General features: G+C 39.3%; 21 protein-coding genes. All 21 read right to left on the bottom strand.

The window, feature by feature from the left end:
• Nucleotides 1–8: 8 nt before the first annotated feature.
• Nucleotides 9–878 carry a MinD/ParA family protein gene (locus POF52_RS03665; protein WP_176583361.1) on the bottom strand — a complete coding sequence of 290 codons (870 nt, stop codon included), beginning with the start codon at nt 876–878 and terminating at the stop codon, nt 9–11.
• Nucleotides 871–1,968 (bottom strand): flagellar biosynthesis protein FlhF, encoded by a 1,098-nt coding sequence (flhF, locus tag POF52_RS03660; protein ID WP_176583362.1) that lies wholly within the window; start codon nt 1,966–1,968, stop codon nt 871–873. The genes POF52_RS03665 and flhF overlap by 8 nt, the downstream gene beginning before the upstream one ends.
• Entirely contained in the window at nt 1,968–4,004 is a 2,037-nt protein-coding gene (gene flhA / locus POF52_RS03655; RefSeq protein WP_271989783.1) for a flagellar biosynthesis protein FlhA, read from the bottom strand. Before flhA ends, flhF begins: the two co-directional genes overlap by 1 nt.
• 30 nt (nt 4,005–4,034) lie before the next feature.
• Nucleotides 4,035–5,117: a flagellar biosynthesis protein FlhB gene (gene flhB / locus POF52_RS03650; RefSeq protein ID WP_176583364.1), complete on the bottom strand. Its 1,083-nt coding sequence runs from the start codon at nt 5,115–5,117 to the stop codon at nt 4,035–4,037.
• 2 nt (nt 5,118–5,119) lie between these two features.
• Nucleotides 5,120–5,896, bottom strand: coding sequence for a flagellar biosynthetic protein FliR (gene fliR, locus POF52_RS03645; RefSeq protein ID WP_016765389.1), 777 nt, complete (start codon nt 5,894–5,896; stop codon nt 5,120–5,122).
• Nucleotides 5,897–5,898: 2 nt separating this feature from the next.
• Nucleotides 5,899–6,168, bottom strand: a complete 270-nt coding sequence (gene fliQ, locus POF52_RS03640; RefSeq protein WP_016765390.1) for a flagellar biosynthesis protein FliQ — start codon at nt 6,166–6,168, stop codon at nt 5,899–5,901.
• A gap of 10 nt (nt 6,169–6,178) precedes the next feature.
• Nucleotides 6,179–6,847 carry a flagellar type III secretion system pore protein FliP gene (fliP, locus tag POF52_RS03635; protein ID WP_013084783.1) on the bottom strand — a complete coding sequence of 223 codons (669 nt, stop codon included), beginning with the start codon at nt 6,845–6,847 and terminating at the stop codon, nt 6,179–6,181.
• Nucleotides 6,840–7,490 (bottom strand): flagellar biosynthetic protein FliO, encoded by a 651-nt coding sequence (locus tag POF52_RS03630; protein ID WP_271989777.1) that lies wholly within the window; start codon nt 7,488–7,490, stop codon nt 6,840–6,842. Before POF52_RS03630 ends, fliP begins: the two co-directional genes overlap by 8 nt.
• A gap of 63 nt (nt 7,491–7,553) precedes the next feature.
• A complete protein-coding gene (locus POF52_RS03625) occupies nt 7,554–7,916 on the bottom strand; it encodes a response regulator (protein ID WP_016765392.1) in 363 nt (120 codons plus the stop codon).
• Between the two features lie 21 nt (nt 7,917–7,937).
• On the bottom strand, nt 7,938–9,068 hold the full coding sequence (gene fliY, locus POF52_RS03620; protein WP_258357434.1) for a flagellar motor switch phosphatase FliY: 1,131 nt from the start codon (nt 9,066–9,068) through the stop codon (nt 7,938–7,940).
• Nucleotides 9,058–10,059 carry a flagellar motor switch protein FliM gene (fliM, locus tag POF52_RS03615; protein WP_176583366.1) on the bottom strand — a complete coding sequence of 334 codons (1,002 nt, stop codon included), beginning with the start codon at nt 10,057–10,059 and terminating at the stop codon, nt 9,058–9,060. Before fliM ends, fliY begins: the two co-directional genes overlap by 11 nt.
• A gap of 20 nt (nt 10,060–10,079) precedes the next feature.
• The gene (fliL, locus tag POF52_RS03610) at nt 10,080–10,511 is read right to left on the bottom strand and encodes a flagellar basal body-associated protein FliL (protein WP_016765395.1); all 432 of its coding nucleotides are present in this window, start codon (nt 10,509–10,511) and stop codon (nt 10,080–10,082) included.
• Nucleotides 10,512–10,514: 3 nt separating this feature from the next.
• Complete coding sequence (locus POF52_RS03605; protein WP_016765396.1) at nt 10,515–10,724, bottom strand: flagellar FlbD family protein; 210 nt, start codon at nt 10,722–10,724, stop codon at nt 10,515–10,517.
• 35 nt (nt 10,725–10,759) lie between these two features.
• Entirely contained in the window at nt 10,760–11,563 is an 804-nt protein-coding gene (gene flgG / locus POF52_RS03600; RefSeq protein WP_016765397.1) for a flagellar basal body rod protein FlgG, read from the bottom strand.
• Nucleotides 11,564–11,588: 25 nt separating this feature from the next.
• Nucleotides 11,589–12,017, bottom strand: a complete 429-nt coding sequence (flgD, locus tag POF52_RS03595) for a flagellar hook assembly protein FlgD (RefSeq protein ID WP_176583367.1) — start codon at nt 12,015–12,017, stop codon at nt 11,589–11,591.
• A 9-nt stretch (nt 12,018–12,026) separates the two neighbouring features.
• On the bottom strand, nt 12,027–14,645 hold the full coding sequence (locus POF52_RS03590; protein WP_271989771.1) for a flagellar hook-length control protein FliK: 2,619 nt from the start codon (nt 14,643–14,645) through the stop codon (nt 12,027–12,029).
• A 17-nt stretch (nt 14,646–14,662) separates the two neighbouring features.
• Nucleotides 14,663–15,280: a MotE family protein gene (locus POF52_RS03585; RefSeq protein ID WP_176583369.1), complete on the bottom strand. Its 618-nt coding sequence runs from the start codon at nt 15,278–15,280 to the stop codon at nt 14,663–14,665.
• Nucleotides 15,281–15,289: 9 nt separating this feature from the next.
• Nucleotides 15,290–15,733 (bottom strand): flagellar export protein FliJ, encoded by a 444-nt coding sequence (gene fliJ, locus POF52_RS03580; protein WP_013058874.1) that lies wholly within the window; start codon nt 15,731–15,733, stop codon nt 15,290–15,292.
• A gap of 2 nt (nt 15,734–15,735) precedes the next feature.
• On the bottom strand, nt 15,736–17,049 hold the full coding sequence (fliI, locus tag POF52_RS03575; RefSeq protein ID WP_016765401.1) for a flagellar protein export ATPase FliI: 1,314 nt from the start codon (nt 17,047–17,049) through the stop codon (nt 15,736–15,738).
• Nucleotides 17,024–17,812, bottom strand: a complete 789-nt coding sequence (fliH, locus tag POF52_RS03570; protein WP_271989766.1) for a flagellar assembly protein FliH — start codon at nt 17,810–17,812, stop codon at nt 17,024–17,026. Before fliH ends, fliI begins: the two co-directional genes overlap by 26 nt.
• Complete coding sequence (gene fliG, locus POF52_RS03565; protein WP_016765403.1) at nt 17,805–18,824, bottom strand: flagellar motor switch protein FliG; 1,020 nt, start codon at nt 18,822–18,824, stop codon at nt 17,805–17,807. Before fliG ends, fliH begins: the two co-directional genes overlap by 8 nt.

Raw genomic sequence — 18,824 nt, 5'->3', positions numbered from 1 at the left:
CTAATTTCCTACCTTTCAAGAAAAAATCGTTTGAGGCGCCGAATAAACATTCCCTCGTTTTTAGCCGTTATCCTATTGTCTTGAGGAATAAGAATACTCACCATTTCTATTAGTGATATACTCGCTTTAGATGCTGGATTTTGAAGCAAAAAAGGCATTTGGCGATTGACCGCTTTCTGGACAGCTTGATCGTTTGGTACAATACCTAATAGAGAAATAGATATATTCAAAAACTGCTGAACAGCTCGGCTAAATCGTTCATACGTCTCATTTCCTTCTTTGTCAGAAAGCGTTTTGTTAATAATAAGACGAACCGGTGCTGATACAGAATAGGAAGCTGCTAGCTTAATAGCAGCGTAGGCATCTGTTATAGATGTAGGTTCTGGTGTTGTAACCACGATCATTTCATCTACAGCTTTTAGAAACTTAAGTACACTCTCTGACATGCCCGCTCCCATATCAAAAATCATATAATCATATTGATTTGTTAACGAATTCAATTCTTGTATTAAATGAGCAAGATCTGATGGAGACCATTCAAATACAGAGGAAATTCCTGTTCCACCAGCCACATAAGCTAAATTTTGAGGACCTTTTTTAATAATTTGCTGGATGGAAAGCTTTTTTTCTAGCAAATCGACCATCGTATATGAAGCAGTTTGCCCAATCAAAATATCAATATTTCCCATCCCTATATCCATATCAAAAAGAAGAACTCTTTGCTTTTGCTTCGTTAGCGCAAGAGATAAGTTTAATGATAGATTCGACTTTCCAACTCCTCCTTTTCCGCTTAACACGGCTAGTGTTTTACAATTTCTTAAAGAGTTTTGATGCTTCTTTAACACTTTTTCTCTTAAAACTGCTGCTTGATCATTCATCTTTCCAATCTCCAAATACATCGTCAATAAACTCTTTTATTTTAAATGCCGAAACATCTTCTGGTACATCCTGCCCGTTTGTTGTAAAAGCGGCTCGCTGGCCGTAATGATATAACATATTTAAAAGCGAGCCTTTACGGGTGGTTTCATCTTGCTTCGTAAAAATCAAGTGATCAACAGGCAGACTAGCAAAACGTTCATATACAGCTTTCATATCTGATACTTTTGACGTTAGGGCTAAAACAAGAAACGTTTGCAAATCTTCTTGAAACGTAATAATTTTCTTTAAATCATTTACATATTGCTGTTCTAAAAAGTTACGACCTGCTGTGTCAATAAAAATCACATCGTATGCTTCCGTTTCTAGCAAAGCTTTTTTAAAATCTGCTCCGTTATAACAAATCGTTAAAGGCGCATTCAAGATCGAAGCGTACGTCTTGAGCTGCTCAATCGCTGAAATTCTATACGTGTCAGTTGTAATAAATGCTATTTTTTGATTGTGTTCCAGGACACATTTTGCGGCCAATTTAGCAAGAGTTGTTGTTTTACCGACACCTGTTGGTCCTACTACACTTACATATTTTTTGAAAGGGCCGCTCCATTCACTTGCTTTAAACTGATTGCCAAACCAGCTCTTCGTCCACTCCATAAGTTGATTTGAGTTAGGGCGATGTAAGTAGTAGTACTCTAGCATAGGAGCCTCTATGCTTTTTAAAATAGCTTCGTCTATTTCTTGCAAACGCAAATAGGCAAACACATCCTCCACTGCTTTTGGATATGAACCTGAAGAAACCTTTGGCATTTGATTCATTTGTGAGACAAGAGTATTTAACTCACTGAGCTGCTGCTTCATAAAAGATTGATTATCTTCCATACTGGGTTCTGGCGACGATGAATTCTTCTTTACGCTCAGCTTTTCTACGGAATCGACAGCTGCCAATACTTCTATTTTTGCCTTAGTAAATAAGCCAAGAAACCCTCCTGTTCGAATTTGTTTTGAATGTAAAATAACCGCTTCCTCACCTAAATCTGAACGAATGGCTTTCATAGCTTGCGGCATGGATGCTACTACGTATTTTTTTACTTTCATCAGATATCCACCACTCCAACACTTTGAACTTCAACATTTGCTTCTAGCTCGTTATATGATAAAACCGCCATATGGGAAAAATACCGTTCAGTGATTTGACGCACGTACATCCTCACCGCAGGAGAACATAACACAATTGGAGACTGTTCTTGAAAAGAAAGTGTTTCTGTTTGCTTGGCTATACTTTCCACGATAGCTTGTGAAACGTTAGGGTCTAGTGACAAATAATTCCCATGCTCCGTTTGTTGAACAGCTTCCGCCATCGTTTTTTCAACTTTTCCTGAAAGGGTAAGAACTCGAAGCAGACCTTCTTGGACCGTATATTGACTGGTAATTTGTCTTGCGAGTCCTTGCCGGACATATTCAGTTAACAAATCGGTGTCTGACGTCATTTTGCCGTAGTCGGCCAGCACCTCAAAAATAATGGGTAAATTTCGAATTGAGACGCTTTCTTTTAAAAGCTTTGCCAGTACCCTTTGAATGTCTCCAACAGAAAGCGGATTAGGCGTTACTTCCTCAATTAAAATAGGATACGTTTCTTTTGTGTGATCGATTAGTTGCTTTGTCTCCTGCCTTCCAATCAGCTCATGCGCATACGATTTTATAACTTCTGTTATGTGCGTAGACACAACCGACGGCGGGTCAACAACGGTATACCCGAACATCTCAGCCTGCTCCTTCGCCGACTCACTAATCCATTTTGCAGGCATTTTAAAAGCTGGCTCTAACGTATCAATTCCTTCAATCAAATCATCATCCATTCCCGGACTGATTGCTAAATAGTGATCGAGCAGCAGCTCCCCTTTTGCCACTTCATTGCCCTTTATTTTAAGACAGTATTCGTTGGGCTGAAGCTGAATGTTGTCTCTGATGCGAACAACCGGAATGACCAATCCTAGCTCAAGTGCCAGCTGTCGCCTAATCATCACAATTCGATCAAGCAGATCGCCTCCTTGATTCGTATCAGCAAGCGGAATTAATGCATACCCAAATTCAAATTCAATTGGATCAACGCTTAATAGATTGACAACACTCTCCGGACTTTTCATTTCATTGTCTTCAAGCTCTTCTTCAGTAGGCGCCATTTCTTCACGAACCGCCTGATGCTTAGCCCGAGACAAATAATAGCCTCCCACTCCTAACAAAATAGCAATAGGCATTGTAATAACATCATTAATTGGCGTAATTAAACCAAGAGCCGCAATCGTTCCCCCAGTGACATAAAGCATAACGGGAAAAGCAAACAGCTGCTGTGTAATATCTTCGCTCAAATTACCTGTTGAAGCAGCTCTAGTGACGATAATACCAGTCGCTGTTGAAATCATAAGGGCTGGAATTTGACTCACTAACCCATCGCCTACTGTTAACAAAGTAAAGGTTTGGGATGCTTCAGTGATGGACATTCCCATTTGCAGCATGCCGATAATAATCCCAAATAAGATATTAATCAGGGTGATGACAATCCCTGCAATGGCGTCACCTTTGACGAATTTACTGGCTCCATCCATTGCTCCATAAAAATCTGCTTCGCGCTGAATTTTTTCACGGCGGTCAATTGCTTGCTTTTCTGAAATCATACCTGCATTTAAATCTGCATCAATACTCATTTGTTTACCCGGCATCGCATCTAAGGTAAAGCGGGCGGCTACTTCAGAAACACGCTCCGCTCCTTTTGTAATAACGAGAAACTGAATGATAATTAAAATAATGAAGACAACAAAGCCCACTAAAGGATTGCCTCCAATAACGAAGTGGCCAAATGTTTCCACCACTCCGCCTGCTTCTCCTGTTCCTAAGATTGAACGTGTTGTCGATACATTCAAACCTAATCGAAACAGCGTAAGAACCAGCAGCAAAGACGGAAATACCGATAGCTCTAAAGGTTCTTTCATATTCATGGAAACGAGCAGTACAAGCAGTGCAAGAGAAATGTTAATCATGATTAAAATACTTAATAACCATGAAGGCAACGGAATAACAAGCATAACGATAATAAGTACAACACCTATAACAACTGGCAGTTCTCTTGCAGACATTAATTTTTCTCTCCTTACAATAGCGTAACGTTACATTTTATTTTGAATGCGGTATACGTAAGCTAATATTTCAGCCACCGCTTTAAAAAATTCTTCGGGTACTGCATCTCCTACTTTAGTTTGGTCAAAAAGTGCTCTTGCCAGCGGGCGGTTCTCTACCATGATGATTTCATGGCTTTTGGCGATTCCTTTAATCTTTTGAGCAATAAAATCTACGCCGCTGGCTACAACATAGGGAGCATCCATTTTTTCTTCATCATATTTTAAAGCAATGGCATAATGAGTGGGGTTTGTAATGATGACATCTGCTTTTGGAACTTCTTGCATCATGCGAGACATTGCCATTTCCCGCTGCTTTTGCTTTATTTTTGATTTGATTAGAGGATCCCCTTCAATGTTTTTATGCTCATCTTTGATATCTTGCTTTGACATTCGAATATTTTTCTCGAAATCAAACTTTTGGTACAAATAATCAAGCAGCGATAAAAATAAAAGCATAAGCGAGGCTGCAAGTCCCATTTGAAAAACAAGCTTAGACAGAACAACCAGCGAGTCCCCTATACTTTTTTGAGATAAATTTAATACATCTTCTATGTGAATCCATAAGATAAAAAACGTGACGGCTCCGATACACATAATTTTCAGCGTTGACTTGATTAGTTCTACCAGCGCTCTCATGGAAAAAATCCGTTTGGCTCCGCTAATAGGGTTAATCTTTTCTAACTTAGGCTGAAGAGCCTCCGTGGAAAAAAGAATACCAACCTGCATATAATTCGCTCCGAGCGCAGCAATAAAAGCTGCGAGCATAACAGGACCTGCTGCAAGGGCTATTGAAGGAAGAAGGTGCTTAAACATCGCAAATACGCGCTCTGCCGTCACTTCCTCAAGCATATACGTTTGAAAAGCTTCTCTTAACAACTTCATCATTTGCTGTAAAAACTGTTTGGCTCCAAACAAAAAATAAAGAAAAACCATTAAAAGGATGAGCGCAGTTGTAACGTCTTGACTTTTAGCTACCTGTCCTTTTTTTCTAGAGTCTTGCTTTTTTTTAGGTGTAGCTTTTTCCGTTTTTTCTCCCGCGAAAAATTGCAAATCAACTTTTACTAAAAACAAGGCTACACCCCTCCTAATATGCGGATCGTCGCGCGCATCGCTTCTATCATTTGTTCAAATATGATTTGCATCATATAAAACATGCTCCCCATCACGACAATCAGCAAAATAAAGGCAACAATAATTTTCACCGGAAACCCCACTACGAAAATATTTAACTGCGGGACGGTTCTTGCGACAATTCCAAGCGCGATATCGACTAAAAATAATGAACCTACCAAAGGCAAAGACATTTGAACAGCTACTAAAAACATCGATGAAAAAACAGTTATGATGTGTGTAGCAAATGCTTGGCTTCCCACAGGGAAAGCTACTTTGTCTAACGGAATAATTAAATAACTATTATAGATGCCGTCTATTAATAAATGATGTCCATTGGTCGATAATAAAAATAGGAGAGCAAATACATATAAATATTGACCTAGTATCGGACTTTGCGCCCCTGTCTGCGGATCTATTACGTTGGCAATCGCAAACCCAACTTGAAAATCGATGAGACCTCCGGCAATTTGAATAGCCATAATAAATACATACGCAGTCAAACCAATAAACAACCCAACAGCACATTCTTTTACTACTAAAAGTACAAACTGTGCATCTAACGAAACGACGGGTAAATCAATTGTTGTCGCAATAATGACGGATAGTGAGGCAGACAAACCTACTTTATGAACTGCGGGAATCGTTTTGTATGAAAATAGCGGAACCGTAATAAAAAAAGACGTTACGCGCACTAGCACTAGTAAAAACGCGGGATAGGATAAGATCAACTGACTCATAGCTATCCTACGTACCGATACAGATTTGAAAAAATTTCATATGTAAATGAAATCATTTTTGATAACATCCACGGACCAAAAAATACAATCCCTACTAAGACCGCTACAATCTTAGGAACAAAAGCAAGTGTTTGCTCTTGAATTTGGGTAGTTGCTTGAAAAATACTAATAATGAGCCCAACTACAAGGGCCAGCAGCAATAAAGGGCCAGATACAATTAAGATCGTATATACGCCTTTTTCTGCTAACGAAATGACAAATTCTCCATTCATTGTCTATCACCTATTGAAAACTTATTAATAATGATTTAACAACTAAATTCCAGCCATCAACCAGTACAAATAGTAAAATTTTAAACGGGAGCGAAATCATAACGGGAGGAAGCATCATCATTCCCATAGACATCAGCACGCTTGCTATAATCATATCGATAATAAGAAAAGGAATAAAAATCATAAATCCAATTTGAAATGCTGTCTTTAGCTCACTGATTGCATAAGCCGGAACGAGCGCGGTTAAGGGAATATCTTGAACAGAGGATGGTTTATCTATATCCGCATATTCTAAAAAAAGAGCTAAATCTTTTTGTCTTGTATGGGCACTCATAAATTCTTTCATCGGTTCAGCTGCTTTTTCATAGGCTTGATTCAGCGTGATTTTTTCTTTTAAAAGCGGCTGAAGCGCCTGTTCATTTACCTGAGAAAAAGTTGGCGCCATAATAAAAAACGTTAAAAACAGCGATAAACCAACTAATATTTGATTAGGAGGCATTTGCTGTGTCCCGAGCGATGTACGTACAAATGACAGCACAATGACAATTCGTGTAAAGCAGGTCATCATAATTAAAATTCCAGGAGCTACCGAAAACACCGTCAGCAGCAACAAAAGCTGGACAGACGTTGAAATATTTGTAGGACTGCTCGAGTTAAAGAGATTCATCACTTCATTCATCGTTCTTTTTGTTCCTTTCTAACTCTTTCAGTACGTTTTGCCTTTTTATTTTCATTTCATTCATTTCATTCATTTCTCGCTGAAAAAGCTGCTGAAAAGAATGACTAGATTTCTCTTCTTTTTTAGAAGTCAATTTTTCTAAAAAAGACGGTAGTACGACTTTATATTCGCTCTCGTTTTTCTGTTGTTCCTCATACTGCGTGAGCAGCTGCTGTTTCTCTTGTCCTGTAATTTCTGAAAGAAGCTGCACATTTTCACCGACTCCGATGATAAAAAGCTGATTTCCAACTTTAACTACTTGTACAGATTTGCTGCTTCCAACATTTGTACCACCCAAGTTTTGTACTACTTTATTTTTTTGCAGCAGCCTTCCTTTTTTATTTACAAATTTTAAGAGCGCAAAAAGCAGCCCAATTACAAGTAAAAACGCGAATATCATCTTCACGATATCTCCAGCTGAAAGCGTAGGCGTCCCCTGGAGTTCAGTTTTTTCTTTTGAATCAGTACTCTCACTCTCTGAACACTTCTCCGTTTTTTCCAAACATTCTTTTACGGATGCAGATCTACTTTCTGCATAGACGATTTGATTTGATCCTGCTAATACGCTTATTAACAGCGCAGCAATTACGAACTTTCGCAGCAATGTCTGCCACCTCTTACTTCAATATAGTGTAAGATTAGCGGGAAGGCCCCGCCAATCTGTTGTTTATCCAATTGCTTTTGAAATTGCCTCTAATACACGATCTGCTTGAAAAGGCTTAACGATAAAATCTTTTGCCCCTGCTTGAATAGCATCAATCACCATTGCCTGCTGGCCCATGGCTGAACACATAATCACCTTAGCATCACCTTTTATGGTTTTAATTTCTTTTAAGGCCGTAATTCCATCCATTTCAGGCATTGTAATATCCATTGTGACAAGATCTGGTGCATGCTCTTTAAATAACTCCACAGCCTGCTGGCCATCTGCCGCTTCCGCTACTACTTCATATCCATTTTTCGTTAAAATATCTTTGATCATCATGCGCATGAATGCAGCATCATCTACAATTAAAATTCGGTTTCCCATCTCTACTCCTCCTAAAAATCATTACTTTAGTTTGTTAATACGGTCTTTTTGACTAATAATATCGGTTACGCGAACGCCAAAATTCTCGTCAATGACGACCACTTCACCTTTTGCAATTAATTTGCTATTAATCAAGATATCTACTGGTTCGCCTGCTAGTTTATCAAGTTCAATGATGGCACCAGAAGATAATGCTAAAATCTCTTGAACCGTTCGCTTAGTTCTTCCAAGCTCCACGGTAACTTGAAGCGGAATATCAAGCAGCATGTCTAAATTTCGTGAATCCCCTTGAGGAGAAGACACGTGCTCGAACTCTGAAAACGATGCGGGCTGAACATCAACTGGTACATAAACAGGTTCTGCCTGCTGTGCTTCTCCATGCTGTATGTCTTCAGCTGCCGGCGGTTCTGTTTGCTTTTCGTTAAGATCTGATTCTTTTTCAATAGAAGCTGCCGTATCTTCTGAATTTGGAACTAAGAGCTCTTCGACCAAACTTTTTGCGAACGGTATAGATAAAAGCTGCATAATATTCGAATCGATTAATGTGCCTACCTTCAAATTAAAAGAGACTTTTACAAAGACTTCATCTTGCGGAATCAACTCTGTGCCTTCCCCTTTTTGAATATTTAAAATATCTAAGCTCGGCGGAGAGATATCAATTTTCTTTTGAAATACCGTGGACATAGACGTCGCTGCAGAACCCATCATTTGATTCATTGCTTCCTGCACGGCACTCAGCTTAATTTCATCCATGATTTCCGTCGGATTCTCTCCCGTTCCACCAAGCATCAAATCTGAAATAACAGCTGCATCTTCATGTTTAATAACCAACAAGTTCGTACCAGAAAAGCCTTCTGTGTACTGAACTTGCACAGCGACATGAGGATTTGGAAATTCACCTGTCAGTTCTTCTTTATGTATAAGCGATACAAACGGTGTGGTAATATCGACTTTTTGATTCAATAAAGCCGATAGCGCTGTTGCTGAACTGCCAAACGAAATGTTTCCAATTTCGCCAAGTGCGTCTTTTTCCATTTCCGTAAAATAATCGTCTACTTGACTTGACTTATTCGGCTCTGAAAACTCATCAAGTGAAGAAGTTCCTTTTAACAACGCATCAATTTCATCTTGCGAAAGCATGTCATCGTTCATTCCTTTCGTTCCTCCTCTTAACATCATCTAGAATTTGCACAGCAACTTTCCGACTGACTTTTCCAGGCTGTGCAATAAATTTAGGTTGTTCTCCGACGTAAATAGTTAACGGATTATGAACGCTTGTTTGCAGTCGAATAACATCTCCTGCATCTAATGCTAAGAAATCTTCAATTGAAATATCCGCTTTTCCTAGCTCGGCTACAACCTGCAATTCCGCATCATTGATTTGTTCCTTTAGCTGCTCAATCTCTTGTACACTAGGTTCTTTTTTCGAAGATTGCATCCAGTAATGAACGGACAGTTTGGACACGATAGGCTCAAGCGTCACGTGCGGAATACATAGATTGATCATGCCCGTTTCATCTCCAACTTGTACGTTTAATGAAATGACGATGACAATTTCATTTGGTGAAATCACCTGCAAAAACTGAGGATTCACTTCAAACTCTGATGTTTCAGGTTCAATTTCCGCGATAGAACTCCAAGCTTCTCTCATACTTTCTAACGTTTTATCTAAGAAGTTTCGAATCAAGCTCGTTTCAATTTCCGTTAAGTTACTAATTTCCCCACCGCTCTCGCCTTGTCCCCCGAGCAAGCGGTCAAGCATCGCATAGGCAATGTTCGGGTTGACTTCCATAATAATATGCCCTTCTAAAGGAGGGACGGCTATCACATTTAAGATGGTTACTTTCGGAATAGAGCGAATGAACTCCTCATACGGAATTTGATCCACCGATACAACGGAAACTTGGACAACGTTACGAAGCTGCGCCGAAAAGACAGTGGTCAGCATGCGCGCGTAATTTTCATGAATTCGCGTCAAACTGCGAATCTGATCTTTTGAAAAACGCAGTGCGCGTTTAAAATCATATGTACGAATACGCTGTTTTTTATTTTCCTTTTTTAATTCATCCGCATTCATCTCTCCGGTTGATAACGCAGATAACAGCGCGTCAATTTCATTTTGTGACAATACATCCCCAGCCACTAGCTTCCCTCCTTGCTTCTTTACTGCAAAACTTTAGACGTCGTATAAACTTTAACAACGTGTCCGCTTTCCATTAGCTGATCAATTTGCTTTGCAATATTCGTTTCTAACGTATTGAGCCCTTGCGTTCCTTCAAAATCTTGGGCATTCATATTTGACAGCTCGTTAATGATAATATCTTTTACTTGAAAATCTCTTTTTTGAAGCTCTTCCGCTGCTTTTTTACTATCCATTTGAATTTTAAAAGAGATGCTGATATAGTTATTACTTTTTAAATTTGTTTTAATATCCGTTACATCTACAGAAGTCTTAATTACATCATCAATAGATGGACCTTTTTGAGTACTGGCCTGATCTGTATACTTTAAGGTGACAATAACCGCAATGCTTCCTATTAAAGTCAGAGAAAGTAGAATAATAATCATCTTACTAATTAGCTTATTTTTAAACACACTTTATTCCTCCGTCGTTTGCTGCAGTCCTAATACGTTAATTCGCTGATAATAACTCGTCACTTTCTCATTCACTTCTTCAACTGAATTCTTTACCACTAGCTTTTTATTATTTGTTAGCGTAATGGTCGTATCAGGAAATGCTTCAACCTGCTCGATATAAAGAGCATTTAACGTAAATGTTTTGCCGTTTAGCCTTGTTAAAGTGATCATAATTAACCGGAGTAATACTTACTCCTTCCCCCTACCTATCGTTTTAGATTCACTAATTCTTGCAGTATTTCATCGGATGTTGTGATAATTCTTGTATTTGCTTGAAATCCGCGCTGTGCAACAATCATGTCCGTGAATTCCTCGGATAAATCAACGTTGGACATTTCAAGGGAGCTTGAAATTAAAGTTCCCGTACCGCTGTTTCCAGGAGTAATGTTTGCAGGAGTTGTAACCAATCCTGCATTTGGAGTATTAGTGAACAAATTTCCTCCTGCTTTTTGAAGTCCTTCATTGTTAGCGAACTTTGCAAGTTTGATAGTTTGAGGATTCGGAAGCATGTTTCCATTTAGCCCAACAATATTAACGGTTCCGTTTGACCCAATGCTATAGCTTTTAGCCGTAGTTGGATCAATCCTAATTTTCCCATCAGTGGCCTGTACAAATAGTCCATCACCTGTCACTAGATAACCATCTTTATCTAAATAGAAATTCCCCGCTCTTGTGTAATAGTCTGATGTTCCATCATTTACAACAAAATAGCCGTCACCAGAAATAGCTAAATCAAGCGGACGTCCCGTTGACTGAATGCTTCCTGCCGTTTGAACTGTATCAATTGTGCCAATTTGCGAACCTAATCCGACTTGTTTAGCGTTGACACCTCCACGGTTCCCAGCCGGTGCTGTTGCTCCTGCTACCTGCTGACTTACTAAATCTTGAAACGTTGTACGTCCTTTTTTATAGCCGTATGTATTAACATTGGCAATGTTATTTCCTAGGACATCTAATTTAGTTTGAAAATTTTTCATGCCGCTGATTCCTGAATACATCGAACGTAACATAAAATCACTCCTTAAATTTGGTTAGTTAACTGCTTACTTCTAAGATATCGTTTAGCGAAAGTACTGTATGATTTTCATCGTTGATCGTAAACGATATCTCATTGTTTTTGACGGATGCTGTTGAAATGACTCCTTGCTTTTTATTTCCTTCTTCATCTAACCATGCAGCGGTTTTACCAATTAATTCGCTTCCTTTTAAAATAGGAGAAGCCTGAGACTGCGTTACAAACGTATTGAGCGATGTGCTCATATTTGTCATTTGTTCAAGAGATGAAAACTGAGCCATTTGAGCAATAAAGTCTTTGTCTTGCATTGGATTCATTGGATCTTGATTTTGAAGCTGAGCAATCAAAAGCTTCAAAAAGTCATCTTTGCCAAGCGAGCTGTTTCCCGTTTGCTTCACTTGTGTGTCCCTATTGCTTAAATACAAGTCAGACGTAATTTCATTTGTCATTGTTATCACCTATACGTTGTAGTTAATGAGCGCTGATTCAAAAGAAGCTAGAAAGGAAGCCGACTCTTCCAATTGTTGTGAATCTTGATCTTCTTCTTCTTTTTTAAACGCTTCTTTTTCCTGTCTTTCTTTTTGCTGGTCGTTTTCATTGTTATACGACATCGCTTGTTCTGACAGTAGCACATCGATTTTATCAATTGATACATGCTGAGACGCGAGACCGTGCCGCAAAATTGAAAGATTGGAGTCCAATAACTCTTTTGTTTTTGCTGAAGATACGACAATTCGCGCAACCGTTTCACTGTCTTTCTGAAGCATTTCAATTGAAATCGCACCTAGCTGTTTTGGCAATAACTTAATGAAAAGCTTGGATGTTCCCTCTTCAGTACTGATCGAAGCCTTACTCCATATTTTTTCAAGCTCGTTTACCAAATTGCTAGACTGTTGATAGTCAGATTTTGCTTGCCCTAGATAAATAGAGAACTGCTGAAGCTTAGGCATTTCTCCACTTCCAAAGGATGATGGCTGATTCTCTACTGTCGCTCCGGTTGTGTTTGTACCTGCAGAACTTTCGCTATTTTTTAAAGAGCTATTTGTATCTATACTTTCGCTGTGTAATACCACATCTTTTTTCCATGGAAGCTGATTGAAAAACGGTATTTTTTCTTCTTTTCGAAAAGCGTTCATATTTCTCACAGAACTTTCTGAAGCTGTATGAACAGCGTCCACACCAACTTGATCAACGGATACATGCTGAGACGTGAGAGCTTGTCGTAATCTAAGAAGGTTAGCATCTAACAGCTCTTTTGTTTTCGCTGACGATACAACTACTTGCGCAGTCGTTTCATTTTTTTGCTGAAGCACTTCAATTGAAATCGTACCTAGCTGCTTTGGCAATAACGTAACGAAAAGCTTGGATCTTCTCTCTTCAGCACTGAGCGAAGCTTTACTCCATATTTTTTGCAGCTCGTTTACTAGATCACTAGACTGGTGATGGTCTAATTTCACTTTCCCTAAATCAATAGAAAACTGCGGCACTTTTTCTTCTTTAGCAAAAGCTTTCATATCTTTTACAGAACTTTCTGGAGCTGCTTGAACAGCAACCACATCGACTTGATCAACCGATACATGCTGAGACGTGAGAGCTTGCCGTAATCTGAAAAGGCTGGCGTCTAACAGCTCTTTTGTTTTCGCTGAGGATACAACCACTTGCGCAGTCGTTTTATGATCTTGTTGACGCACTTCAATTGAAATCGTACCTAGCTGCTTTGGAAATAACTTAATAGAAAGCTTAGATGCTCTCTCTTCAATACTGATCGATGCTTTACTCCATATTTTTTGCAGCTCGTTTACCAAATCGCTAGACTGTTGATGGTCTGATTTTTCTTTCCCTAAATCAATAGAAAACTGCGGCACTTTTTCTTCTTTAGCAAGAGTGTTCATATCTTTCACAGAACTTTCTGGAGCTGCTTGAACAGCCGCCACATCGACTTGATCAACCGATACGTGCTGAGAAGTCAGACCTTTCCGTAAAGTCAAAAGATTGGCGTCTAACAGCTCTTTCGTTTTCGTTGAGGATACAACCACTTGCGCAACCGTTTCATTTTCTTGCTGAAGCACTTCAATTGAAATCGTACCTAGCTGCTTTGGAAACAACTTAATGGAAAGCTTAGATGCTCCTTCTTCAGTACTGATCGAAGCTTTACTCCATATTTTTTGCAGCTCGTTTACCAGATCGTCAGACTGTTGATGATCAGAGTTTGCTTGCCCTAGATCAATAGAAAACTCTTGAATCTTAAGCATTTCTCCAGCTCCAAAAGCTGATGGGTTATTTTCTAACATCACCCCGGCCGTTTTAGCAGTGAAAGAACTTTCACTATCTATACTCGGGTTACCTAAAACCACATCTTTTTTCCATGGAAGCTGATTCAAAAGCGGCACTTTTTCCTCGTTCTGAAAAGCGGCCCTATCTCTTACAGAACTTTTTGGAGCCGCATGAACAACGGCGAAGAAATCAGCTGAGCGCTTTTCATGTAAGGTATCGGTTAATACACGTGGTTGTTTATAAATTTTCTCTATTTTTTCAGCAGCAGCTTTCTGCAAGCCCTCAAGCTGCAGTTCTGAAAGCTTCACTGACTGCAGCTGCGGTTTTTGTAGTTCTTCCATCAGCTGAGCAAACTCTGTTTGAAAAACAGCTGACGTATTTTTACATAGTTCCAGCAAAGTAGAAATAGAAGTTAAATACTGTTCTTGACTGTCTGTTTCAGGTGAAACAGGTGTCTGCTGCATGTCTGTTAACACGTGCTGCAGCTTTAGAAGCGGCTGTTCCAAATCTAGACTACCTGGAATACTACTGATCATCTCGGCTAGATGTTCGTACAAGACAGATGGTTCATCCTCTTCATCTTCTGCTTCGCTTAACTGAATTGCAATTAACCCGACCGCCTTGAAGACGTCTTGATCTACCGTTTGTTTATTGGATGATTTCTCTCCGCGCGTTAAAGGCTGCGCATCTAGCTGCTTAAGCTGCTGAACAACTTCTTCAAAAAAACCCTGAGTCTGAATAACAGCTGCTTTTTCATCGCAGTTTACCTTTGATGCAGCTGCTGGACGTAGTGAAATTTCCACTGTTTTCACCTCTGCTTTTATTCCTCAATCTGATCTGTTAACAATGTCGTATAGCGTGCAGCTACTTTTGGATCCATTTTTTCTAAGATTGCTGTTCTTGTACTCGATTTGAACTGCTTAAGCATCGCGACCGCTTTGTCTTCTTTTAATTCGGCAAAGATAAGTGCTGCATTTTTAGGAGACATGTTTTCATAGGTAGCAATGACATCTTTTTTTGCCAGCTGATTGTTCTTTTGTTTTTTCGCTTCATCATCGGCTTTTTCTTCCATATCGCGCATTTCAATTTTTAGTTCATCCATTTGACGATCTTTTGTAGTGATCGTTTTCTCATAAGCTGCGATTTGCTTTTCTTTCGTGCTCAACTTCTTTTGAAGGCCATCAACCTGCTTTTGTATTTCTTCATTGCTTTCTTGAATATTTTCATTTTTTTGCGACTGTTCACTTGATACAAACGGAATGGCGTGTGTAATACCTGAAACTTTATCATTTACATTAACGCCTAAAAGCGTCAGAACAATATAAGCCGCCAAGATGAGGAACACTGCTGGAATAAAGATTAAAAATAAAAACACTTGGCTTTTACTGTAAGACTTTTCTTCTTCGTACTCTTCTCTTAACTCTTTTTGATTAGCCATGTTTTCCACCTAATTCCTATGCAGCATATACTGCTGTAGCGACAGCTCATCCATTTGCTTCGCTTCTAACTGTTTTTCCGCGGTTATATAAGAATCGTAGTCTCTCTTTTTTAACTTTTCATACTTCTTTACTTCTATGTTCTTTTCTTCTAGCTTCAGTTTCTTTAAGTTCATTTGCTGTCTTGCAAACATGACCTCTTGTTGCAGCCTCTCAATCACTCGTTCGGCACTTGTTAAAAACTGCTGAAATGACGTAATTTCTAAAATAGAAAGCCCTTGCTTCATTTTGCCCGTATGCTGTTCAATTAGCGTTTCTTTTTCTTTTAACTTTTTATAAAGCTTTTCACCCGCTGTTTCAAACTGCTGCAAGGATTGATTATATTGAGATAGCAGTTCATCTTTTTCATTTGACTTGATTGCCATTATTTTAGATAACCTAAATTCATATGCCATATTTACTCACCTTTCACAAACAGTTCACAGAGCTTTGTTACACTTGTTTCAAATGATGGATGTTCGTTCGTTTTTTGTTTTAAAAATGCATCAATGACAGGATGATAGTAGATGGCCTCATCAATGTAAGCAGAAGATCCTCTTTTGTAGGCACCTATGTTAATTAAGTCTTCAGAATTAGCATAGGTAGCCATTAATGAACGCAGTTTTTCAGCTGCTTCTCTATGCCGTTCACTTACGATATGGTTCATCACCCGACTAACGCTTTTTAAGACATTGATGGCCGGATATTGACCTTTATTGGCCAGCTCCCGGTCTAGTACAATATGTCCGTCTATAATGCCTCGCACCGTATCCGAAATAGGTTCGTTCATATCATCACCGTCTACTAATACAGTGTAAAAAGCAGTAATAGATCCATGTTGATTAGTTCCTGTACGTTCAAGCAGCCTTGGCAAGCTAGCAAAAACAGATGGTGTATAACCTTTGGTAGTCGGAGGTTCACCTACGGCTAATCCAATTTCTCTCTGAGCCATTGCTACACGGGTAACAGAATCCATCATCATCATGACGCTCAGTCCCTCATCTCGAAAGTATTCAGCAATAGAAGTAGCTGTATATGCTGCTTTCATTCGAAGGAGAGCAGGCTGATCCGAGGTAGCAACTACTACAACGGAGCGCTTTAATCCTTCCTCTCCAAGATCTCGCTCAATAAACTCTCTAACTTCTCTTCCTCGCTCACCTACAAGGGCAATGACATTGATATCTGCTTTTGTATTGCGTGCAATCATCCCGAGCAGCGTACTTTTCCCAACACCGCTTCCTGCGAAAATACCTATGCGCTGCCCTTGACCTACTGTTAGCAAACTATCAATCGTTCGTACCCCTACTTCAATCGGCTGTTCAATAGGCGGACGCTCTAAGGGATTAGGGGGGTCTTGGTCGGTTAAAACAAACGGCAAATAATGAGAAAGTTCAGACCCGTCTAAAGGGTTCCCTAGCGAATCAAGCACTTGACCTATTAACTCTTTCCCCACGCTTACCTGCAGAGGTTTTTCTGTCGTTTCCACTAGGCAGCCAGGTCCGATATATCGAACAGACGTATAAGGCATTAAAACAACGTGCTCACCGTTAAAACCAACAACTTCTGCACGAATTTTATCTCCTCGTTCACTAAGATGAATAAAGCAAACATCTCCTATTGACGTTCTAGGTCCTTTAGATTCAATCATCATTCCTACTACTCGGCTGACTTTCCCGTACCGTTTAAAAGAAGATGTGCGCGGGATTTCATGAATGAGTTGTGCGACTTTCATGTTTACTCTCCTCTAACAAACGTTCTTTTAATTTTTTCTTCATTTCCGTTAACTGACTATCAAAAGACGCAACAAGACGCCCATAAGAGGAATCGATGACACAATCCATTTCCTGAAGATTTTCATCTGCATAAATAAATAGCCCCGTTTCTCCGTTTAATAAATCGAACAGTTCTCGTTTATGTTCACATACATATGCATATTTTTTCGGAGAAACAAAAAGCTGGATTTCTTTATGTTCTCTAACTTCTTTTAAAGACCTTTCAACAAGTGATAAAAATGATTCATCTCTTTGAAGCCGCTCATTTAAAATCGCTTCAGCTAGGGTGAAACCTAATTCAAAGATGACTTCTTCAGATTGATTTATATATTCGTAGTACTGATTCTTTGTTTCGTCAACAATGTTTCGCGACACGGCTAATACATGCTCATACTCTTGTTTTCCTTGAAGCAGCCCTTCTTCGTATCCTTCTTCATAGCCTCGCTGTTGTTCTTGTTGAAACAGCAGCACCTTCTCTTCTTCCCACTGCTTTTTCAAACGTTCAACTTCGTTTTGAGCTTGTTTGCGGTAAGCATCTGCCTCGGCCTTTATTATTTCAGCTTCACTGTGCGCTTGTTCAATAACGTGCTTTGCATTTTCTTGCTGAAGATGTTCTTCTAGGGGCTCATCTTGCATGAGAAAGCCAAATGGAATGACTTGAATGTGCTTTGCATTTTCGTCTGAAAGTTTGTTCGTATAAGTTGATTTAATGATATTAGACAATAATATCGTCTCCTCCACCTCGAGCTAGTACAATTTCACCGGCATCTTCTAAACGTCTAATTGCAGCAACGATACGTGACTGAGCTTCTTCTACATCTTTCAAACGCACAGGACCCATAAATTCCATTTCTTCTTTAAACGTTTCCACCATACGGCTAGACATATTTTTAAAAATAATAGATTTCACTTCTTCACTTGCTACTTTTAAGCTCAACAATAAATCATCATTTTCTGCATCCCGTATCACACGCTGAATAGAGCGGTTATCGAGCGTTACGATATCCTCAAATACAAACATTCGCTGCTTGATTTCTTCTGCTAATGCCGGATCTTGAATTTCAAGCGTATCAATAATGATTTTTTCAGTCGCTCGGTCTACTCCATTTAATACTTCAACTACTGCTTCTAAACCACCTGTTTGGGTATAGTCTTGAGTAACAGTAGCAGAAAGCTTTCTCTCTAAAATTTGCTCCACTTCATTAATTACTTCCGGAGACGTACTTCCCATCGTTGCAATCCGTCTTGCAATATCCGCTTGCCTTTCCTGAGGCAGTGATGATAAGATTTGTCCTGCCTGCGGCGGCTCTAAATAAGATAAAATAAGGGCAATCGTCTGAGGGTGCTCATGCTGAATAAAATTTAACAGCTGCATAGGATCAGCTTTTCTGGCAAAGTCAAACGGACGAACTTGCAAAGAAGAAGTTAATCGATTGATAATCATCATAGCCTGCTCTGGTCCAAGTGCTTTTTCTAACACCTGTTTCGCATAGCTTACTCCTCCTTTTTCAAGGTAGTTTTGAGCAAGCGTTATTTGTTCAAACTCATGAAGCACAGCTTCTTTTAGAGACGGCTCTACCTTTCTCACTGAAGAAATTTCAAGCGTCAGTTGCTCAATTTCATCTTCACTGAGATGTTTATAGATAGAAGCTGATACATCCGGACCGAGAGAAATCAACAAAATTGCTGCTTTTTGCTTTCCAGTTAACTCATTTTTTTGCATAGCCTTTACCAT

Source organism: Priestia sp. AB, assembly GCF_028369225.1.
Classification (GTDB): Bacteria; Bacillota; Bacilli; order Bacillales; family Bacillaceae_H; genus Priestia; species Priestia megaterium.
The sequence above is the reverse complement of the archived record's forward strand: the minus strand, read 5'-3'. Positions and strand labels throughout refer to the sequence as shown.